Origin of the sequence: Sphaerisporangium siamense (genome assembly GCF_014205275.1) — a bacterium.
Lineage (GTDB): Bacteria > Actinomycetota > Actinomycetes > Streptosporangiales > Streptosporangiaceae > Sphaerisporangium > Sphaerisporangium siamense.
Genome location: NZ_JACHND010000001.1, coordinates 5935303 through 5950918, shown reverse-complemented (window position 1 = coordinate 5950918; position 15616 = coordinate 5935303). Strand labels below are relative to the sequence as shown.

General features: G+C 73.9%; 17 protein-coding genes and 1 pseudogene. 4 read left to right on the top strand and 14 right to left on the bottom strand.

Annotated elements, in window-relative coordinates; all coding sequences use genetic code 11:
- Positions 1-18 precede the first annotated feature (18 nt).
- The 10 genes from BJ982_RS27415 to BJ982_RS27370 all read right to left on the bottom strand — a co-directional run bounded on the left by BJ982_RS27415 (position 19) and on the right by BJ982_RS27370 (position 8439).
- On the bottom strand, positions 19-579 hold the full coding sequence (locus tag BJ982_RS27415) for a MarR family transcriptional regulator (protein ID WP_184884735.1): 561 nt from the start codon (positions 577-579) through the stop codon (positions 19-21).
- A gap of 116 nt (positions 580-695) precedes the next feature.
- On the bottom strand, positions 696-1076 hold the full coding sequence (locus BJ982_RS27410; RefSeq protein WP_184884733.1) for a SchA/CurD-like domain-containing protein: 381 nt from the start codon (positions 1074-1076) through the stop codon (positions 696-698).
- Positions 1077-1193: 117 nt separating this feature from the next.
- Entirely contained in the window at positions 1194-1913 is a 720-nt protein-coding gene (locus BJ982_RS38645) for an antibiotic biosynthesis monooxygenase family protein (RefSeq protein ID WP_203958809.1), read from the bottom strand.
- Positions 1914-1978: 65 nt separating this feature from the next.
- The gene (locus BJ982_RS27400; protein WP_184884731.1) at positions 1979-2446 is read right to left on the bottom strand and encodes an SRPBCC family protein; all 468 of its coding nucleotides are present in this window, start codon (positions 2444-2446) and stop codon (positions 1979-1981) included.
- 15 nt (positions 2447-2461) lie between these two features.
- Positions 2462-2713, bottom strand: a complete 252-nt coding sequence (locus tag BJ982_RS27395; protein WP_184884729.1) for an acyl carrier protein — start codon at positions 2711-2713, stop codon at positions 2462-2464.
- A gap of 118 nt (positions 2714-2831) precedes the next feature.
- Entirely contained in the window at positions 2832-4100 is a 1269-nt protein-coding gene (locus BJ982_RS27390) for a ketosynthase chain-length factor (protein ID WP_184884727.1), read from the bottom strand.
- Positions 4093-5463, bottom strand: coding sequence for a beta-ketoacyl-[acyl-carrier-protein] synthase family protein (locus tag BJ982_RS27385; protein ID WP_184884725.1), 1371 nt, complete (start codon positions 5461-5463; stop codon positions 4093-4095). Before BJ982_RS27385 ends, BJ982_RS27390 begins: the two co-directional genes overlap by 8 nt.
- On the bottom strand, positions 5460-5951 hold the full coding sequence (locus tag BJ982_RS27380; RefSeq protein WP_239122646.1) for a cupin domain-containing protein: 492 nt from the start codon (positions 5949-5951) through the stop codon (positions 5460-5462). Before BJ982_RS27380 ends, BJ982_RS27385 begins: the two co-directional genes overlap by 4 nt.
- Positions 5944-6273 (bottom strand): TcmI family type II polyketide cyclase, encoded by a 330-nt coding sequence (locus BJ982_RS27375; RefSeq protein ID WP_184884723.1) that lies wholly within the window; start codon positions 6271-6273, stop codon positions 5944-5946. The genes BJ982_RS27380 and BJ982_RS27375 overlap by 8 nt, the downstream gene beginning before the upstream one ends.
- A 90-nt stretch (positions 6274-6363) precedes the next feature.
- Positions 6364-8439, bottom strand: coding sequence for an AfsR/SARP family transcriptional regulator (locus BJ982_RS27370; RefSeq protein WP_184884721.1), 2076 nt, complete (start codon positions 8437-8439; stop codon positions 6364-6366).
- Between the two features lie 876 nt (positions 8440-9315).
- Between BJ982_RS27370 and accA the strand changes: the two genes are divergently transcribed.
- The 3 genes from accA to BJ982_RS27355 all read left to right on the top strand — a co-directional run bounded on the left by accA (position 9316) and on the right by BJ982_RS27355 (position 13028).
- A complete protein-coding gene (gene accA, locus BJ982_RS27365) occupies positions 9316-11037 on the top strand; it encodes an acetyl-CoA carboxylase carboxyl transferase subunit alpha (protein ID WP_239122645.1) in 1722 nt (573 codons plus the stop codon).
- Between the two features lie 79 nt (positions 11038-11116).
- The gene (locus BJ982_RS27360) at positions 11117-11626 is read left to right on the top strand and encodes an acetyl-CoA carboxylase biotin carboxyl carrier protein (protein ID WP_184884719.1); all 510 of its coding nucleotides are present in this window, start codon (positions 11117-11119) and stop codon (positions 11624-11626) included.
- A 43-nt stretch (positions 11627-11669) separates the two neighbouring features.
- Positions 11670-13028: an acetyl-CoA carboxylase biotin carboxylase subunit gene (locus BJ982_RS27355; RefSeq protein ID WP_184884716.1), complete on the top strand. Its 1359-nt coding sequence runs from the start codon at positions 11670-11672 to the stop codon at positions 13026-13028.
- Positions 13029-13075: 47 nt separating this feature from the next.
- Here the strand turns inward: BJ982_RS27355 and BJ982_RS38640 are convergent, their stop codons facing one another.
- A complete protein-coding gene (locus BJ982_RS38640) occupies positions 13076-13417 on the bottom strand; it encodes a response regulator transcription factor (protein WP_239122644.1) in 342 nt (113 codons plus the stop codon).
- Between the two features lie 21 nt (positions 13418-13438).
- Between BJ982_RS38640 and BJ982_RS38635 the strand changes: the two genes are divergently transcribed.
- On the top strand, positions 13439-13915 hold the full coding sequence (locus BJ982_RS38635; protein WP_221482379.1) for a Tn3 family transposase: 477 nt from the start codon (positions 13439-13441) through the stop codon (positions 13913-13915).
- On the opposite strand, the gene BJ982_RS39755 is transcribed toward BJ982_RS38635, so the two are convergent.
- The 3 genes and pseudogenes from BJ982_RS39755 to BJ982_RS27340 all read right to left on the bottom strand — a co-directional run bounded on the left by BJ982_RS39755 (position 13873) and on the right by BJ982_RS27340 (position 15609).
- Positions 13873-14541, bottom strand: a complete 669-nt coding sequence (locus BJ982_RS39755) for a hypothetical protein (RefSeq protein ID WP_239122643.1) — start codon at positions 14539-14541, stop codon at positions 13873-13875. The two genes, BJ982_RS38635 and BJ982_RS39755, sit on opposite strands and share 43 nt — an antisense overlap.
- Before the next feature lie 37 nt (positions 14542-14578).
- A pseudogene (locus BJ982_RS40995) lies at positions 14579-14626 on the bottom strand (hypothetical protein); the annotation flags it as partial.
- 125 nt (positions 14627-14751) lie between these two features.
- Positions 14752-15609, bottom strand: a complete 858-nt coding sequence (locus BJ982_RS27340) for an NmrA family NAD(P)-binding protein (RefSeq protein WP_184884712.1) — start codon at positions 15607-15609, stop codon at positions 14752-14754.
- Positions 15610-15616 lie beyond the last annotated feature (7 nt).

The following is a 15616-nucleotide window of genomic DNA, read 5'->3' as shown; positions in this document are numbered from 1 at the left end:
CGTTCACCGCTTTGTGATCTACATTGTAAAGGCAGTGGATTGTGCATGCATCACGCCCACCAACCCCGACAATCTGCGGCTGTCGGCCAGGAGGGCGGTGATCAGGGCCAGGTCGTCGGCTCCGTGGTGGGTGAGGGGGTGCCAGGACTCGCGCAGCTCACGCAGAGCGGGTTCGGCGCGGGTACGGCAGGCGGGGTGGCAGGGATGGACCAGGACACGCCCGGGGGCGCCGGAGCGCAGGGCGCAGCCGTGCCGCTCCAGCCGGTCCACGGCGTGCTCGGCCGCCGCGGTGGTGAGGCCGGCCAGGGCGGCCAGGCGGCGTGTGGTCAGGGGACCGTGGCGGGTGAGGGCGCACAGGCAGCGGAAGTCGGCGGCGCGCAGGCCCACGCGGGCGGCCAGGGCCTCCACCAGGCGGCGGCTCTGCACGGCCAGGCCGGCGGCCTCCCGTTCGACCGCCTCCAGCAGCGCGACCCCGTCCTGCCGCGCCGTGCCGTCCGGGGTGCCGTCCGGGGCGGACCGGGGGCCCGTGGTGGTCGGAGTGGCGGTGGTGTGCCGGGGCTGGGTGGGGTGGCGGGCCATGTCGTGGACTCCCTTCGCGGCGCGGCGCCGGGTTCGGCGTGCGGGCCCGGGTGCGGCGGAGCGGCAGGTGGCCGCTCCGCCGTTCCGCCGGTGTCGCGGCGGGTTCGCGGCCGGTGTCAGGTCCGGGCGGGCTGGGTGTCGGCCGAGGACTGGGTGAGACAGCGCATCGAGGCGGCGCGGAAGAACGCGGCGAAGCCGTCGGCGGTGGCGGTGTCGCGGGCGTCGGCGAGGTAGGGCACGACGCGGTCCTCGATGGTGTGGACGTGCCGCTGGGAGGCCAGGTGCCGGGCGATGCCGGAGAAGTCGCCTTCGTAGTGGATGAAGCGGACCAGCACGTCGTCCTTGACGAAGACGGCGGTGCCGAGCAGGCGGGCGGTCTCGCGGCCGTGCTCGTCGGTGACGACGGGCGACTCCAGGGCCGGCCCGCTGGTGAAGACCTCGGCCAGTTCGTTCTCGTGTCCGGGTTTGATGCGGAAGGTGAGCGCGGCGTAGGGCATGGGATACCTCCATGGTCGTGGGTGACGGTCGTGGTGGGGCGCGGGCGCGCCGGCCCGATGTGGTGGCCGCCCGCCCGGGTGAGGGTCGCCCGCCCGGGCGGGCGGCCCGGTGGCCGGTCAGTAGGCGGCGACGACCTCGTAGGAGCCGAAGATGCCCAGGCCCTTGTCGTGGTAGCGGGCCAGCGGCGAGGTGGTGGGCAGGTGCTCGGGGCTGCGCTCCCACTCGCGGTAGGTGGGCACGTCGTCCCATTCGCTGAGCACGGCGTAGCGGCGCGGGTCGCGCAGGGAGCGCAGCAGTTCGTTGCCGCGCAGGCCCTGGCGGCCGGCCAGGGTGGTGCTGATCTGGTGGTAGGCGTTCTCGACCGAGCCCTTGTCGGACTCGGGCTCGTTGAGGTAGAGGGCGACCCGTACGCGGCCGGGGGCGGGCTGGGCGCCCAGGCGGGAGGCGACCAGCATCGGGGTCATGGAGGTGCCGGCCGGGTCGCGGAAGGGGTCCAGGCGCATGCGGTTGGCGGCGTGCTCGGCGCTGTGCTCGAACCGGCGGAACTTCTCCTCGTTCTCCCAGTCGCTGACGATGTAGTAGACGCCGTCCTCGTCGGGGCTCTTGGCCAGCGACTGGCCGACGTTGGCGGGCTGGCGGGAGATGGTGGCGGCGATCTCGCGCCAGGTCTTCTCGAAGTCCCGTTCCATGCCGGGGTGGATGCGCAGCTTGACCATGACCCGGTACACGGTGTCCTCGCCCGCGGGCCGTGCCGCGGCCTTGGCGCGGGTCGCGCCGGCCCGGACGCGGCCGTCGCGCCGCTCGTCCTGCTGGGTCCTTGAGTCCTTGGCGTTCATGCCCACTCTCTTCTTTCCGTCGGACTTGGTGTGGATGGGGGTGTCGGGGCCGTGACCGGGAGGTCTCAGAGGCGGGCGGGGGAGGAGTCTGCGGCCTCTTCGACGAGCTGGCGGATCCGGTTCATCTGGATCACGGTGTTGTCGTTGAGCCGCTTGGTCATCTGCTTGTCGCTGAGCGGGGCGTCGGGTTTCATCTCGAAGTCCTGGACCCAGCGCATGCGCACCGCGTCGGGCACCTCGGTGTACTCCCAGAACAGGTTCATGTACTTGAACCAGCCCGGTTCGACGCGGTGGGCGCGCACGGTCCTGGTGGCGGGGTCGGGGGTGCGTTCGGAGACCCAGCTCCACTGGTTGCCCTCGGCGTCGGGGTGCATGGTGAGCCGGAAGCGGACGGTCGGGCCGCGGTGTTCGAGGATCTCGGTGGCGGCGTACTCGCTGAACAGCGTGGGCCAGGATTCCACGTCGTTGGTCATGTTCCAGACCAGGTTCATCGGCCCGGCGATGATGATCTCGTTGTCGGTGTGTCCTGCCATGTGGTCCCTCCGATGTCAGGCCGCGAGGCGGCGGTTGACGTAGTCGACGGCCGCCTGCGGGGTGCGCATCTCCTCGACGGCGTCGTCGGGGATGCGGACGCCGAGCCGCTGCTGGATGCGGGCGGCCATCTCCAGCACGGCCAGGGAGTCGTAGCCGAGTTCGGCGAAGGAGATCTCGCCGATGTCGTCGCCGAGGTCGAGGCTCTCGGGGACGCCGGCGCAGCCGCCCATGATGCTCCTCATGTCGTCGAGGGTGAATGCGGGCATGGTGGTTCCTCCTGGGTGAGTCGAGTGGGTGAGACGGGTCCGGCGTGGCCGCCGCCGGGCGCGTGCGGGACGGCGGCGGCGCCGGGACGGCGTGCCGCGGGCGTGGCGCGGGGGACGGTCAGGACGGGTCGGTGGCGGTGATCAGCAGCGCCGCGTTGAACCCGCCGTGCCCGGTGGCCAGCACCAGGGCGTTGCGGACCGGGCCGTCACGGGCCGTGCTGCGCACCAGGTCCAGCTCGTAGGACGGCGCGGCGGCGCGCACGCCGACGGTGGGCGGGATGACGCCGTCGCGGACGGCCAGCAGCGCCGTGGCCACGTCCAGCGGGGCGCCGCCGGCGTACAGGCGGCCGGTCATGGTCTTGGGGGCGGTCACCGGCACGCCGTGGGGGCCGAAGACCGCGGAGATGGCCTGGGCCTCCAGCCGGTCGCGTTCGGGGACGCCCAGGGCGTCGGCGAAGACGACGTCCACCTCGCCGGGTTCGACCCCGGCGTCCTCCAGAGCCGAGATGATCGCGCGGCGCAGGTTGGACGTCGCCTCCCGGCCGGGCCGCGGGCGCGGGTCGAAGGTGGCGCCGTGGCCCGCCAGCGCGCCGTAGGGGCGTGCGCCGCGTTCGCGCGCGGCGGCGGCGTCCTCCATGACGAGCATGGCGCCGCCCTCGCCGGGCACGTAGCCGCAGGCGTCGGCGTCGAAGGGCAGGTAGGCGCGTTCGGGGTCGTCGCGGGTGCTGAGCAGGCCGGTGGAGATCTGGGCGACCAGGCCGTAGGGGCACAGGGAGGCGTCGGTGCCGCCGGTGACCACGACGCGGGCCTGCCCGCGCAGCAGGCGCCTGCCCTGGGCCAGCACGTCCAGGCCGCCGGCCTGTTCGGCGCAGATGACCCCGCAGGGGCCGCGCATGCCGTACCGGATGGAGATCTGGCCGGTGGTGGCGGCGTAGAACCAGGCGATGGACTGGTAGACGCCGACGTATCCGGGGCCCTTGGACCACAGTTTCTCGATCTCGCGCTGGCCGAACTCGGTGCCGCCCGAGGAGCTGGCGGTGACCACGGCCATCTCGTACTCCGGCAGGGTCGCCGGGTCCAGGCCGGCGTCGCGCAGCGCCCAGTCGGCGGCGGTCAGCCCCAGGTGGCTCCAGTGGTCGGTCTGGACGGCCAGGCGGCTCGGCACGTGCTCGGTGTCGTCGAACTCCGAGACCTCGCCGGCCACGCGGACCGGGTAGCGCTCGGCGTCGAAGCGGGTGATGCGGCCGAGGCCGCTCTTGCCGTCCAGCGTGGCGGCCCAGTAGGCGGCGGTGCCGAGGCCGTTGGGCGCGGCGACGCCGATGCCGGTGAACACCGGCCGGGTGTCGCGGGAGGCGCGGCGGGCGCGCCGCGGGGAGGTGTCAGTCATCGGGGCCGCCTCTCGTGCCGGCGAGCCCGTCGCGGTGGCGGGCCAGCAGCATCGCGGTCTGGAATCCGCCGAACCCGCTGCCCACGCTGAGCACCACCTCGACCTTGTGCTCGCGCGCGGTGAGCGGCACGTAGTCCAGGTCGCACTCGGGGTCGGCGGTGCGCAGGTTGGCGGTGGGCGGGACGACGTCGTGGGTGATGGCCAGGGCGCAGGCGGCCACCTCGATGGAGCCGATCGCGCCGAGCGAGTGCCCGATCATGGACTTGATCGAGCTGACCGGCACCTGGTAGGCCCGCTCGCCGAGCGCGTCCTTGAACGCGGCGGTCTCGTGGCGGTCGTTCTGGCGGGTCCCCGAGCCGTGGGCGTTGATGTAGTCGATCTGGTCGGGGCGCAGGCGCGCCTGGCGCATGGCGGTGCGGATGGCCTCGGCCATCTCGCGGCCGTCGGGTTTGAGGCCGGTCATGTGGAAGGCGTTGCTGCGGCCGGCGAATCCGACGATCTCGGCGTAGACGCGGGCGCCGCGCCGCAGCGCCGCGGCGCGTTCCTCAAGGACGAACATGGCGGCGCCCTCGCCGAGGACGAAGCCGTTGCGGTCCCGGTCGAAGGGGCGCGAGGCGGTGGCGGGCCGGTCGTTGTCGGGCGTGGTGGCCTTGATGGCGTCGAAGCAGGCGACGGTGATGGGCGAGATCGGCGCGTCGGCGGCTCCGGCCAGCACGGCGTCGGCGCTGCCCTCCCTGACGAGCTGGTAGCCGTGGCCGACCGAGTCCAGGCCGGCGGTGCAGCCGGTGGAGATCAGCGCGACCGGGCCTTCCGCGGCGCCGGCCCAGGCGACCTCGGTGGCGATGGTGCTGGGGACCATGTAGCCGTACAGCTGGGGGACCCCGTAGGCGGGGTCGACCAGCCATTGGCGGCCGCCGTCGCTGAGGACGACGTACTCCTCCTCCAGGCCCATGGTGCAGCCGACGGCGCTGCCGACGGCCGCGCCGAGCCGTTCGGGCGGCACGTCCTGGCAGGTCAGGCCGCTGTCGGCCAGCGCCTCGCGTGCGCTGACCACGCCGAGCTGGGCGGCGCGGTCCATGCGGCGGATCTCCTGCGGCGACAGGCCGTGGGCGGCGGGGTCGAAGTCGCACTCGGCGGCGATGCGCGAGCGGAACCCGGTGGCGTCGAACAGGGTGATGGCGCGGGTGGCGGTGCGCCCGGAGGTGAGCAGGTCCCAGAACGCCCGGGTGCCGATGCCGCCGGGCGCGGTGACGCCGATCCCGGTGATGACGACCCGGCGGTCCCCGCCCGGGCGGCGCGGCCGCCGCGTCGCGGGGCGGGCGCGGGTGCGGCGCCGGGCGGTGGTGGCCCCGGCCTGGTTCACCGCCGGCTCCCTGCCGGGGCCTCGCCCGCCGCCCGCACGCCGGCCGTGCCCTGCCCGGCGCCCGCCGCGGCTCCCACGTCGGGGTGGGCGCCGGTGTAGGGGTTGTGCTCGGTGTCCACGTGCCCGAGCTCGGGGCGCGGCGCCAGCGGCGACAGGTGGAACACCAGGCGCGCGTCCTCGGCGCCGTCGTTGGCGACCCGGTGCCGTACGCCCTTGGGGATCATCAGTCCTTCGCCGGGCTCCAGCACGATCTGCTGGTCGCGTTCGATGAGGACCGTCACCCTGCCGTGCACCAGGTACAGGAACTCCTCGGAGTAGGGGTGGTAGTGCTCGATGAAGTGCTCGCCGGGGCGCAGATGGGCCACGCCCATGAAGCCGGAGGTGGCCCCGGCGGTCTTGGGGGAGAGCATGACGCGGATGTCGCCGCCGCGGCGCCGGTTGGGCGCGACCTGCTCGGCGGCGACCTTGGTGAGGCGGATCTCAGTCACGGCCCTCGGCCTCCCAGGTGTAGAACGGCTCGGCCATGGCGTCCTTGGGCTCGCGCCAGTCGGGGTCGTAGGGCCGGATGTGCTCGCTCAGCCGCTGGTTGATCTCCGCGTACAGCGGGTGGCTGCGCGCCTTGTACAGGTCGGGGGTGATGTCCTGGTCGGCCTCGACGAGGTGGAAGTAGAGCTCGTGGAAACGGAAGAGCGTGCGCCGCGACACCCCGATCAGGTGGGGCAGGTCGCTGGCGTCCGAGTCGGCGAAGATCTTGGCGACCGCCTCCGTCTCGGAGGGCTCCATCCGTGCCACGATTAGCGTCCGATGCACCAGACGTCTCCTTTCATCCTTCGACCGCAATGGTTTCCGGAGCGTCTGGAATGCCGCTGATGCCGGCCTAGAGCCCGCCTGGTCCGCCGGTCACGGGCCCAGGACGTGGGCGGGGGCGCCGTTGACCCACGGGGCGCGCGGCACCAGGACCGGCCCGGTCCGGTCGGCGTGCTCCCGGGGCCGTTCGGCGGAGTGCTCGCCGACCGGCTCGGCGCCGCGGCTCCCCGGGACGGCCGCGGCCCGCGCGGGGACGGATCCCTCCGCCGTGCCCGGCTCGGCCGGGGCCGGCACCGGTTCGGCCGCGCGGGTCCCGGCCTCCTGGGCGCCGAAGGCGTCCAGCTCACGCTCCAGGCACTCGCGCGCGAACAACCGCACCAGCTCGTGGACGCCGTAGCGGACCTCGCCCTGCCCGGGCCTGGCCGACAGCAGCCGGCAGTCGGCCAGCCGGGCCAGCAGCCGCTCGGCGTGGTCGACCTCGCAGCCCAGCAGCGCGCCGGTCTGCCGCGTGGTGATGTCAGGAGTCTGCAGCAGGCCGAGCAGGCGGAACAGGCTGCGCTCCGGGCCGCCCAGCCGGTCGTAGGTGCCGCGGAAGGCGGTGCGCACGTCCAGGTCGGCCACCGCCAGGTCGGCCAGCCGCGTGCGGGGATCCTCAAGACGGTCGGCGAACCCGCCGAGCGTCAGGCCCTGCCCGGCGGCCAGCCGCGCCCCCGCGCACCGCAGCGCGAGCGGCAGACGCCCGCACAGCCGCACGATCCGCTCGGCCGCGTGCCGCTCGGCGCTCAGCCGCGCCGGCCCCACGATCTTGCCGAGCAGCTCCAGGCCCTCCTCCTGGCTGAGCGGGTCCAGCTCCACCATGCACGCGCCGGCGAACCCGTGCATCCCGAACCGGCTGGTGACGATCACCGCGCACCCCGGCGAACCGGGCAGCAGCGGCTGGATCTGCGCGGCCCCGGCGGCGTCGTCCAGCACGATCAGCACCTGCCGGTCGCTGCACCAGCTACGGAACAGCTTGCTGCGCTCGTCCCGGTCGGCCGGCACGTCCCCCGGCGCCACGCCCGCCGCCCGCAGAAATCCCGCCAGCACCTCCCCGGGGTCGGCCGGGACCGCCCCGCCGAGCCCGGCGAACAACTGGCCGGAGGGGAACGCGGCGCGCACCCGGTGGGCGGCGTGCACGGCCAGCGCCGTCTGCCCCACCCCCGGCATGCCGCTGACGCAGATCACCCGCACCGCCGTTCCCGCCTCCGCCGTCCCGGCCAGCGCCGCCGCGATCCGCTCCACCACCGGGCCGCGCCCCACGAAGTCGCCGATGTCGGGAGGAAGCTGCGCCGGTTTGACCTCCGCGGCGCGCGCGGGCGGCGGCGCGGGCACCTCGGCGGAGGGCGGCCGGTCCATCAGGCCCGGCTGGTCCAGCCCCGGCTGCTCCAGGCCGGGATCGGCCGACAGCAGGCGCTGCTGCAGCCGGCACAGCGCCGGGGAGGGTTCCAGGCCGAGCTGCCCGACCAGCACCTGCCGCAGGTTCTGGAACACCTCAAGGGCCTCGCCGCGCCGCCCCACCTGGTAGAGCGCGGTCATGAGCTTGGCGTAGAAGTCCTCGTTGAGGGGGTAGGTCGCGATCAGCTCCTTCAGCTCGCTGATCAGCTCCCGGTGCCTGCCCAGGCCCAGGTCGGCCGCCAGGCGCAGTTGCAGGGCCCGCAGCCTGCTCTCCTCCAGACGGGTGATCTGCGCCGACAGCAGCTCTCCCGCGGCCAGGTTGGCCAGCGCCGGCCCCCGCCACAGCGCCAGCGCCTGGGACAGGGTGTCGGTGGCGTGCTGGGGGTCGCCCCGCTCCAGGCCGTTCCACCCCTCGGCCACCAGCCGGTCGAAGCGGAACACGTCGATGGTCTCGGGCGTGGTGGCCAGCAGGTACCCGTAGGGCTGGGTGACCACCGAGGCCGGGCCGCCGGCGCCGAGCATCTTGCGCAGCTTGTAGACGTAGGTGTGCAAGGTGGGCAGCGCGGTCGCGGGGGGACGCTCGCCCCACAGCTCGTCGATGAGCTCACGGGTGGACACGATCTGGTTGTGCCGCAGCACCAGCATCGCCAGCACCGCCCGCACCTTGGCCGCGCTCGGCGTCAGATCGGCGCCGTCGTCGACGACTTGCAGCGAACCCAGCACCCGGAATTCCATGTGATCTCCGCATGATCCTCGACGTCGTGCCGGCCGCGGCGCCGGGGACGCCCGGCGTCTGGTGGACCTCTCGAATTTAGATGAACTCGCTTATCGGAACTTCCGGAAAGATGGCTCATGAGCATAAAAACTGCGAAAAAGTCCTGGTCTGCCCCTCTATTCTTGACCTCGCCCGGGATTATCCGGTGATGCCGCACCACCTCCCGGCGTCGAAACGCGGCTCCGGCGCCGTCTGTTTTGATATGAAATAGGGCATAATTCCGGTATAAAGTGGCCGAGCCCGTGGAAGAGCGCGGCGAGGACTCCGCGCACGGCCTCAGGTGACCTACGGCGCGGCGTCGTCCGGACCTCACGGCGCCGCCGCGGCCCTGCCCGTGGTCCGCCCGGAACCGCCGCTGAGTGCCGCGGTCCGCCGTCCCGGTCCAGGACGGCTCCATCACCCCCCAAGCGGCCGACCAGCGTCCCGCGCGATGGTGTGCGGGAGGAGGCCCGCCGCTCGCCCGGCGCGCCCCGCGGCAGTCACGGGAGGACAGTCATGCGACCACACGCGGGCATCACACCCACGACCACGCCTGCGACCACCCCCGCACCCGGCCCCGCAAGCCGCCCCGGCAGGGCCGGCGGCCACGCTGAAACGAAGTCCGGGCTCATGTCCGAGATCGAGTCCGGGATCGGGCCGAGGAGCGGGGTTCTGGCCGGGCCGGTGCCCGAGGCCGTTACGGCGAGACGGCGGCCGCCGGTACGGGGGTGGGCCGCGTGACCGCCACACCCGCCGCGGAACCGGCCTCACGACGCACGCCGGCGTCCGCGCCGGTGTCCGCTTTGACGTCCCTTCCGACGGCTGCCGCGCCATCCCCTCCGAGGACTGCTTCGGTGGTGATCGCTCCTGGACCCCTCGCCCCACCCGCGAGGAAGGCCGCCGAGCCGTCACCGCAGGAGGAGCGCCCGCTGTGGGTGCGGTGCCCCGGATGCGCCGCCCCCGTGTACGGCGAGCACTTCCGGCGGGACCTGCGGGTCTGCCCCACCTGCGCCCACCACGACCGGCTCGGCGCCGCCGAGCGGCTGGACCACCTCGTCGACCCCGGATCCTTCACCCCGCTGGCCGCCGCGCCCACGCTGGGCGACCCGCTGGGCTTCACCGACACCCGCCCCTACCCCCTCCGCCTGGAGCAGGCGCGCAGCGCCACCGGCCTGGAGGAGGCGGTGGTGTGCGGCCGGGCCGCCATCGGCGGGCACCGCGCCGTCGTGGCCGTCATGGACTTCGCGTTCATGGGCGGCAGCCTGGGCTGCGCGGTGGGGGAGCGGGTGACCGCCGCCGCCGAGCACGCCCTCGCCGCGGGCGTCCCGCTGGTACTGGTCACCGCCTCCGGCGGGGCGCGCATGCAGGAGGGCGCGCTGGCGCTGATGCAGATGGCCAAGACCAGCCAGGCCCTGGGCGATCTGGACGAGGCCGGGCTGCTGACGGTCTCGGTGGTCACCGACCCCACCTACGGGGGAGTGGCCGCCTCCTACGCCACCCTGGCCGACGTGATCCTCGCCGAGGCCGGAGCGCACATGGGCTTCGCCGGCCCCCGCGTGATCGCCGGAACCCTCGGCCAGACCCTGCCGGAGGGCTTCCAGACCGCCGAGACCCTGCTGGCCGGTGGCCTGGTGGACGGCGTCGTGCGCCGCGCCGAGCTGCGGGCCGCCCTGGCCCGGCTGCTGGCGGCGGCGTCCTGGACCCGCCGGGGCCGCCCGGTCCCGCAGGCCTGGGCCGAGGCCCCGCCCCTGGTGACCGATCCCGGCGACCTGCCCGGCGAGGAGCGGCCCGAAGCGTGGGCCGCCGTGGCGCTGGCCCGCGACCCCGGCCGTCCCACCACCCTGGACTACGCCGCGCACCTGCTGGAGGACTTCTGCGAGCTGCGCGGCGACCGCGCCTCGGGGGACTGCCCGGCGATCGTGGCCGGGGTCGGCCGCCTGGACCAGGTGCCGGTCATGCTGATCGGCCACCAGAAGGGCCACGACACCCGCGAGCTGGTGGCCCGCAACTTCGGCATGGGCACCCCCGCCGGGTTCCGCAAGGCGGCCCGCGCGATGCTGCTGGCGGGCAAGCTCGGCCTGCCGGTGGTCACGCTGATCGACACCCCCGGCGCCTACGCCGGGGTCGAGGCCGAGGCGGGCGGCCAGGCGCACGCCATCGCCGCGAGCCTGCGCCTGATGTCACACCTGCCGGTGCCGGTCGTCACCGTGGTGACCGGCGAGGGCGGCAGCGGCGGGGCCCTGGCGCTGGGGGTGGCCGACCGGGTGCTGGCCCTGTCCAACGCCGTCTACTCGGTGATCAGCCCCGAAGGCTGCGCGGCAATCCTGTGGCGCGACCCGTCGGCCGCGCCCGCCGCTGCGGACGCGCTGCGCCTGGGCGCCCGCGACCTGCTGCGCCACCGGATCCTGGACGCGGTGATCCCCGAACCCGAGGGCGGCGCCCACCGCGACCCGGCGCGCACCGCCCACGCGGTCGGACGCGCCGTCGCCGCCGCCCTGCACGACCTCATCCCCGAGGACTCCGCACGCCTGGTCCGGGCCCGAAAGGCGCGCTTCCGCCGCTACGGGCTGCCCGCCTGACCCGCCCGCCCGTTCCGGCGGCATGCCCGGCCCGCTCCCGGCATCCCGGTAATCGCCCGACCCTCGAAGGAGGACGCCCATGACCGTCGAGACCACCACGCCATCAGCTCCCTCCGCGCCGCCGCCGGCCCCCGACGAGCGCGCCCAGGTCCTGGACTGGGTGGTCGGGCAGGCCGCCCGGCTCGGCTCGGCCGGCCGCGCCCCGTTGCGCAGGATCACCGTCTCCACCGCCACCCTGGCCGTCGACGTCCAATGGTCCTGCCCGCCGGGGACGCCCGCGGCGGGGGAGGAGCACCCCGCGGACCACCCCGCCGAGCGGCAGGACAGGGGCCGGGAGGGCGCGGTGCTGGTCACCGCGCCCATGGTCGGCACCTTCTACCGCGCCCGCGAACCGGGGGCGCCCCCGTTCGTCCAGGTCGGCGACCTGGTCGAGGCGGGCCAGCAGGTCGGCGTCATCGAGGCGATGAAGCTGATGAACGCCGTGCAGGCCGAGCGCGCCGGGCGGGTCAGCGAGATCGTCGCCGAGGACGGCGCCCCCGTGCAGTACGAGGACCCGCTGCTGGCCCTGGTGCCCTGCGACAGCCACTGACCGTTCACCCGGGCACACCCGGACGCTTGGAAGCTGGAGCGCGATGTTCACCACAGTTCTGATCGCCAACCGGGGCGAGATCGCCCTGCGCGTGCTTCGGACGTGCCGCGAGATGGGCGTCCGCACGGTGGTCGCCCACTCGACGGTGGACCGCGACTCCCCGGCGGTGCGCCTGGCGGACGAGTCCATCCAGATCGGCCCGGCCGCCCCCCGGCGCAGCTACCTCAACGCGGCCGCCCTCATCGCCGCGGCGCGGCAGAGCGGCGCCGAGGCCATCCACCCCGGCTACGGCTTCCTGTCCGAGAGCCCGGAGTTCGCCGAGATCTGCCAGGCGCACGGCATCACCCTCATCGGCCCCCCGCCCGGAGTGATCGCCCGCCTGGGCGACAAGGTGTCGGCGCGCGAGTTCGCCGCCGAGGCGGGGCTGCCGCTGCTGCCCGGCGGCGACGGCCCGGCCGCCGGGGTGAGCGAGGCCGCCCGCACGGCCGCCGGGGTGGGGTACCCGGTGGTGCTCAAGGCCTCGGCGGGCGGCGGCGGCCGCGCGATGACGGTGGTGCACGACCCGGGCGACCTGGCCCGCGCCTACGCCGCCACCCGCCGCGAGGCGGTGGTCCTGTTCGGCGACCCGCGCGTCTACGTCGAGAAGTACCTGGACGCCGCCCGGCACGTGGAGGTGCAGATCCTCGCCGACGCCCACGGCCAGGTCCTGCACCTGGGCGCGCGCGACTGCTCGGTGCAGCGGCGCCGGCAGAAGCTCATCGAGGAGACGCCCCCGCCCGGGCTGCCGGCCGCCGCCGTCGAACGGCTGGGCGAGCTGAGCGTCCGGGCCGCCCGCGCCGCCGGATACACCGGCGCGGGGACCTTCGAGTACGTCGTGGACGAGCACGGCGCCTGCTACTTCATCGAGGTGAACTGCCGGCTGCAGGTGGAGCATCCGATCACCGAGATGGTCACCGGCATCGACCTGGTGCGCGAGCAGCTCCTGGTCGCGGCCGGCGGGCGGCTGTCACTGCGCCAGGAGGACGTCACGGCGAGCGGCGCGGCGATCGAGTGCCGGGTCAACGCCGAGGACCCCGCGCGGGGCTTCCTGCCCACGCCCGGGGTGGTGGAGGAGTTCGTCCCGCCGGGCGGCCCGTTCACCCGGGTCGACACCCACGCGGCGGCCGGGACGCGGATCACCGCCGACTACGACCCGCTGCTGGCCAAGGTGTCGGTGTGGGCGCCGACCCGCGCCCAGGCACTGGCGCGGGCGGACCGGGCACTGGAGGAGTGCACCGTCCGGGGGCAGGGGGTGCGCACGAACGTGGCGTTCCTGCGCGAGGTGCTGGCGCACCCGCTGTTCCGGTACGCCAAGCACACCACCTCCCTGGTCGAGCAGATGCGCGCCACCCCGATCACTTAGTAAATCTACAAAGTAAAGGCGGAGGGAGCGATGAAAAATCAACGGACCTAAAAGAGCAAGACCATCCGCCACGAAGAGACCGTCCTGCCTGGCAAGGGAGCGATGCCACGCCCAGGCAGGACGGTCTCTTCGTGGCGGGCGTCGCGGACCAGGAGCGCGATCTGGACCCGGTCGGTCAGACCCAGCTTGGTCAGGGCACGGCTGACGTGGGCCTTGACGGTGGTCTCGCTCATGACGAGCTCGCGGGCGATCTCACCGTTGGACAACCCACGGGCCACGGCCCGGACGACCTGGCCCTCCCGCCCGGTCAGGACCGCCAGACGCGCCCGCGCCGCCCGCACGTCCACCGCCTCCCGCGCGGCGAAGGCGTCGATCACCCTCCTGGTCACGGTGGGGGAAAGGTGGCCGCGATGCTGCCCCGCATCGACTACCCCGAACTGCTGCTGGAGGTGCACGCCCGCACCGGCATGTTCGACTCCTTCACCCACATCACCGGCTCGCACGTGCGCCGCGACGACCTCGACATCACCCTGGCCGCGCTGACGGTGGCCCGCTCGTGCAACGTCGGCCTGATCCCGGTGATCAAGGCCGGGGCGCCCGCGCTGACCGCGGCCCGGCTGATCGGCGTGGAGAAGGGCTACTTCCACGGTGAGGGCATCGCCGCGGCGTCGGCGCGGCTGGTGGACAAGCAGGCCGAGATCGACATCACCGCCGACTGGGGCGGCGAGCTGGTGGCGTCGGTGGGGCGAGCTGGGCATCAAGGGCGGCCAGGTCACGCCGGAGATCCGCGCCCGCCTTTCGCCTCTGCTGTTCGAGCACATCAACTTTCACGGGTTCTACCCGTTCAACCGCCCGGAACTGGGCGGCCGCCTGCGCGAGCTGCGTGATCCCAACGCGACCGCTGATGAGGAGGAATGATGCTGGTGGGCGGGCCGCCCGAGGCGAGGACCTCGGCTCGATGCAGGCCCGTCAGGTGATGCCGCAGCGTACGGCAGGACCATGCAGCGGCAGGGCTGGTCCGGCTGGAGATCAGCAGTGATTGGACGAGGTCGCGTACGGCCGGGCGGGCGTGGGTTTCCTGCGGCGCCTGGCGTTCGGCGGCCAGCAGTGCGGCCGGGCACTGCTCGCGGCCGCCGGCCAGGTGGTGGGCACGGGCCAGGTCGGTGTAGTAGTGGGCGCGTCGTTCGATGGTGGGCAGGCCGGCCGGGCGGATCTTGCGGGCGGCGGCCAGCGCGGCGCCCAGGTCACCGGTGACGTATTCGGCGGAGATGCGGTGGAGCTGGACGGTGACCGGGGTGAAGCCGCCGCCGTGATCGCGTAGCAGCAGCGGCCCTGTGGTGAGGCGGGCGGCGATGGCGGCGGCTTCGTCGGTGAGTTCGCGCATCCCGGCGGCGTCGCCGGCGACCTGGTTTCCGACCACCGTGGCCTGCCGCTCTCCGTCCGCACGCGCGAGCAGGATGCCGGTCTCGGCTCCCGGTGGCCGTACGACGACCCACCGTTTTCGGACGGCCATCGTTGGTCGAGGATGGCGAGTCCTCGACCAGTTCGAAGCCGAGCACGTCGACGAAGAACTCGATGGCCGGGTCGTAGTCGTCCACGACCAGAGTGACAAGATCGACCCGCACGCTCCCCGAGCATACTGAGGTGGTCACCGAGGGCAGGCGGCACTCGTCGGAGTCGTGGCCGCGTCCGGCGTGCCGGCGTCGGGACCTGCGGCGCTGACTCAGGCGGTGACGCTGTCGGTGAGCACGTCGGCGACCGTCCGTGGTTCGCGGCCGAGGAGTTCGGCCAGAAGCGGGTCGGCTTCTGCGAAATGGCCACTTCGCGCGGCCTCGAAGAACGGCAGCAGCATGCGGGCCATGGACTCCGGCATGCCGGCCGCGACCTGGCCGGCAATCCACTGCCCGTCGTCCACGACGACCCGCTTGATGTCGCGGCCGGTGATTTCCGTGGCGATCGTGGCGATGTCGTCGAAGGTGACGGCGCGGCGGGCGGTGAGCGTGACGGGACCGTCGAACGGGCGCCGCCCGGCGAGGATGATCGCGGCGGCTTCGGCCTCGTCGGCGCGGTCCGTCCACGAGACGGGGCCGTCCGCCGGAGCGGCGATGACTCCGGTCTGCCGCCAGGGGCCGAGCAGCCAGTCGAGGCTGTGGGCGTAGAAGCCGTTGCGCAGGGAGGTCCAGCCGATTCCCGAGTGCGCGAGCAGCGTCTCGGTGGCGGCGTGTTCGCGCGCCGGGGCGAACGGACTGTCGCCGCGCACGTTCTGGTGGCTGGTGTACAGGATGCGCCGGGCGCCCGCCGCGACCGCGGCCTCGACCGCCGTGCGGTGCAGGCCGACCCCGTCGCCGCGGGGGTCGTTCTGGGACACGAGCAGCACTTGGTCGGCGCCCTCGAACGACTCACGCAACGCGGCCGGGTCGTCGTAGGAGCCACGCCGTACGCGCACGCCCCGGTCGGCGAAGTGCTGTGCCTTGGCGACGTCGCGCACGCTGACGCCGATCTCGGCTGCGGGGATGCGCTTGAGCAGGTGCTCGACGGTGGCGCCGTTGAGGGCGCCGGTCGCGCCGGTGACGACGATCATGATCACG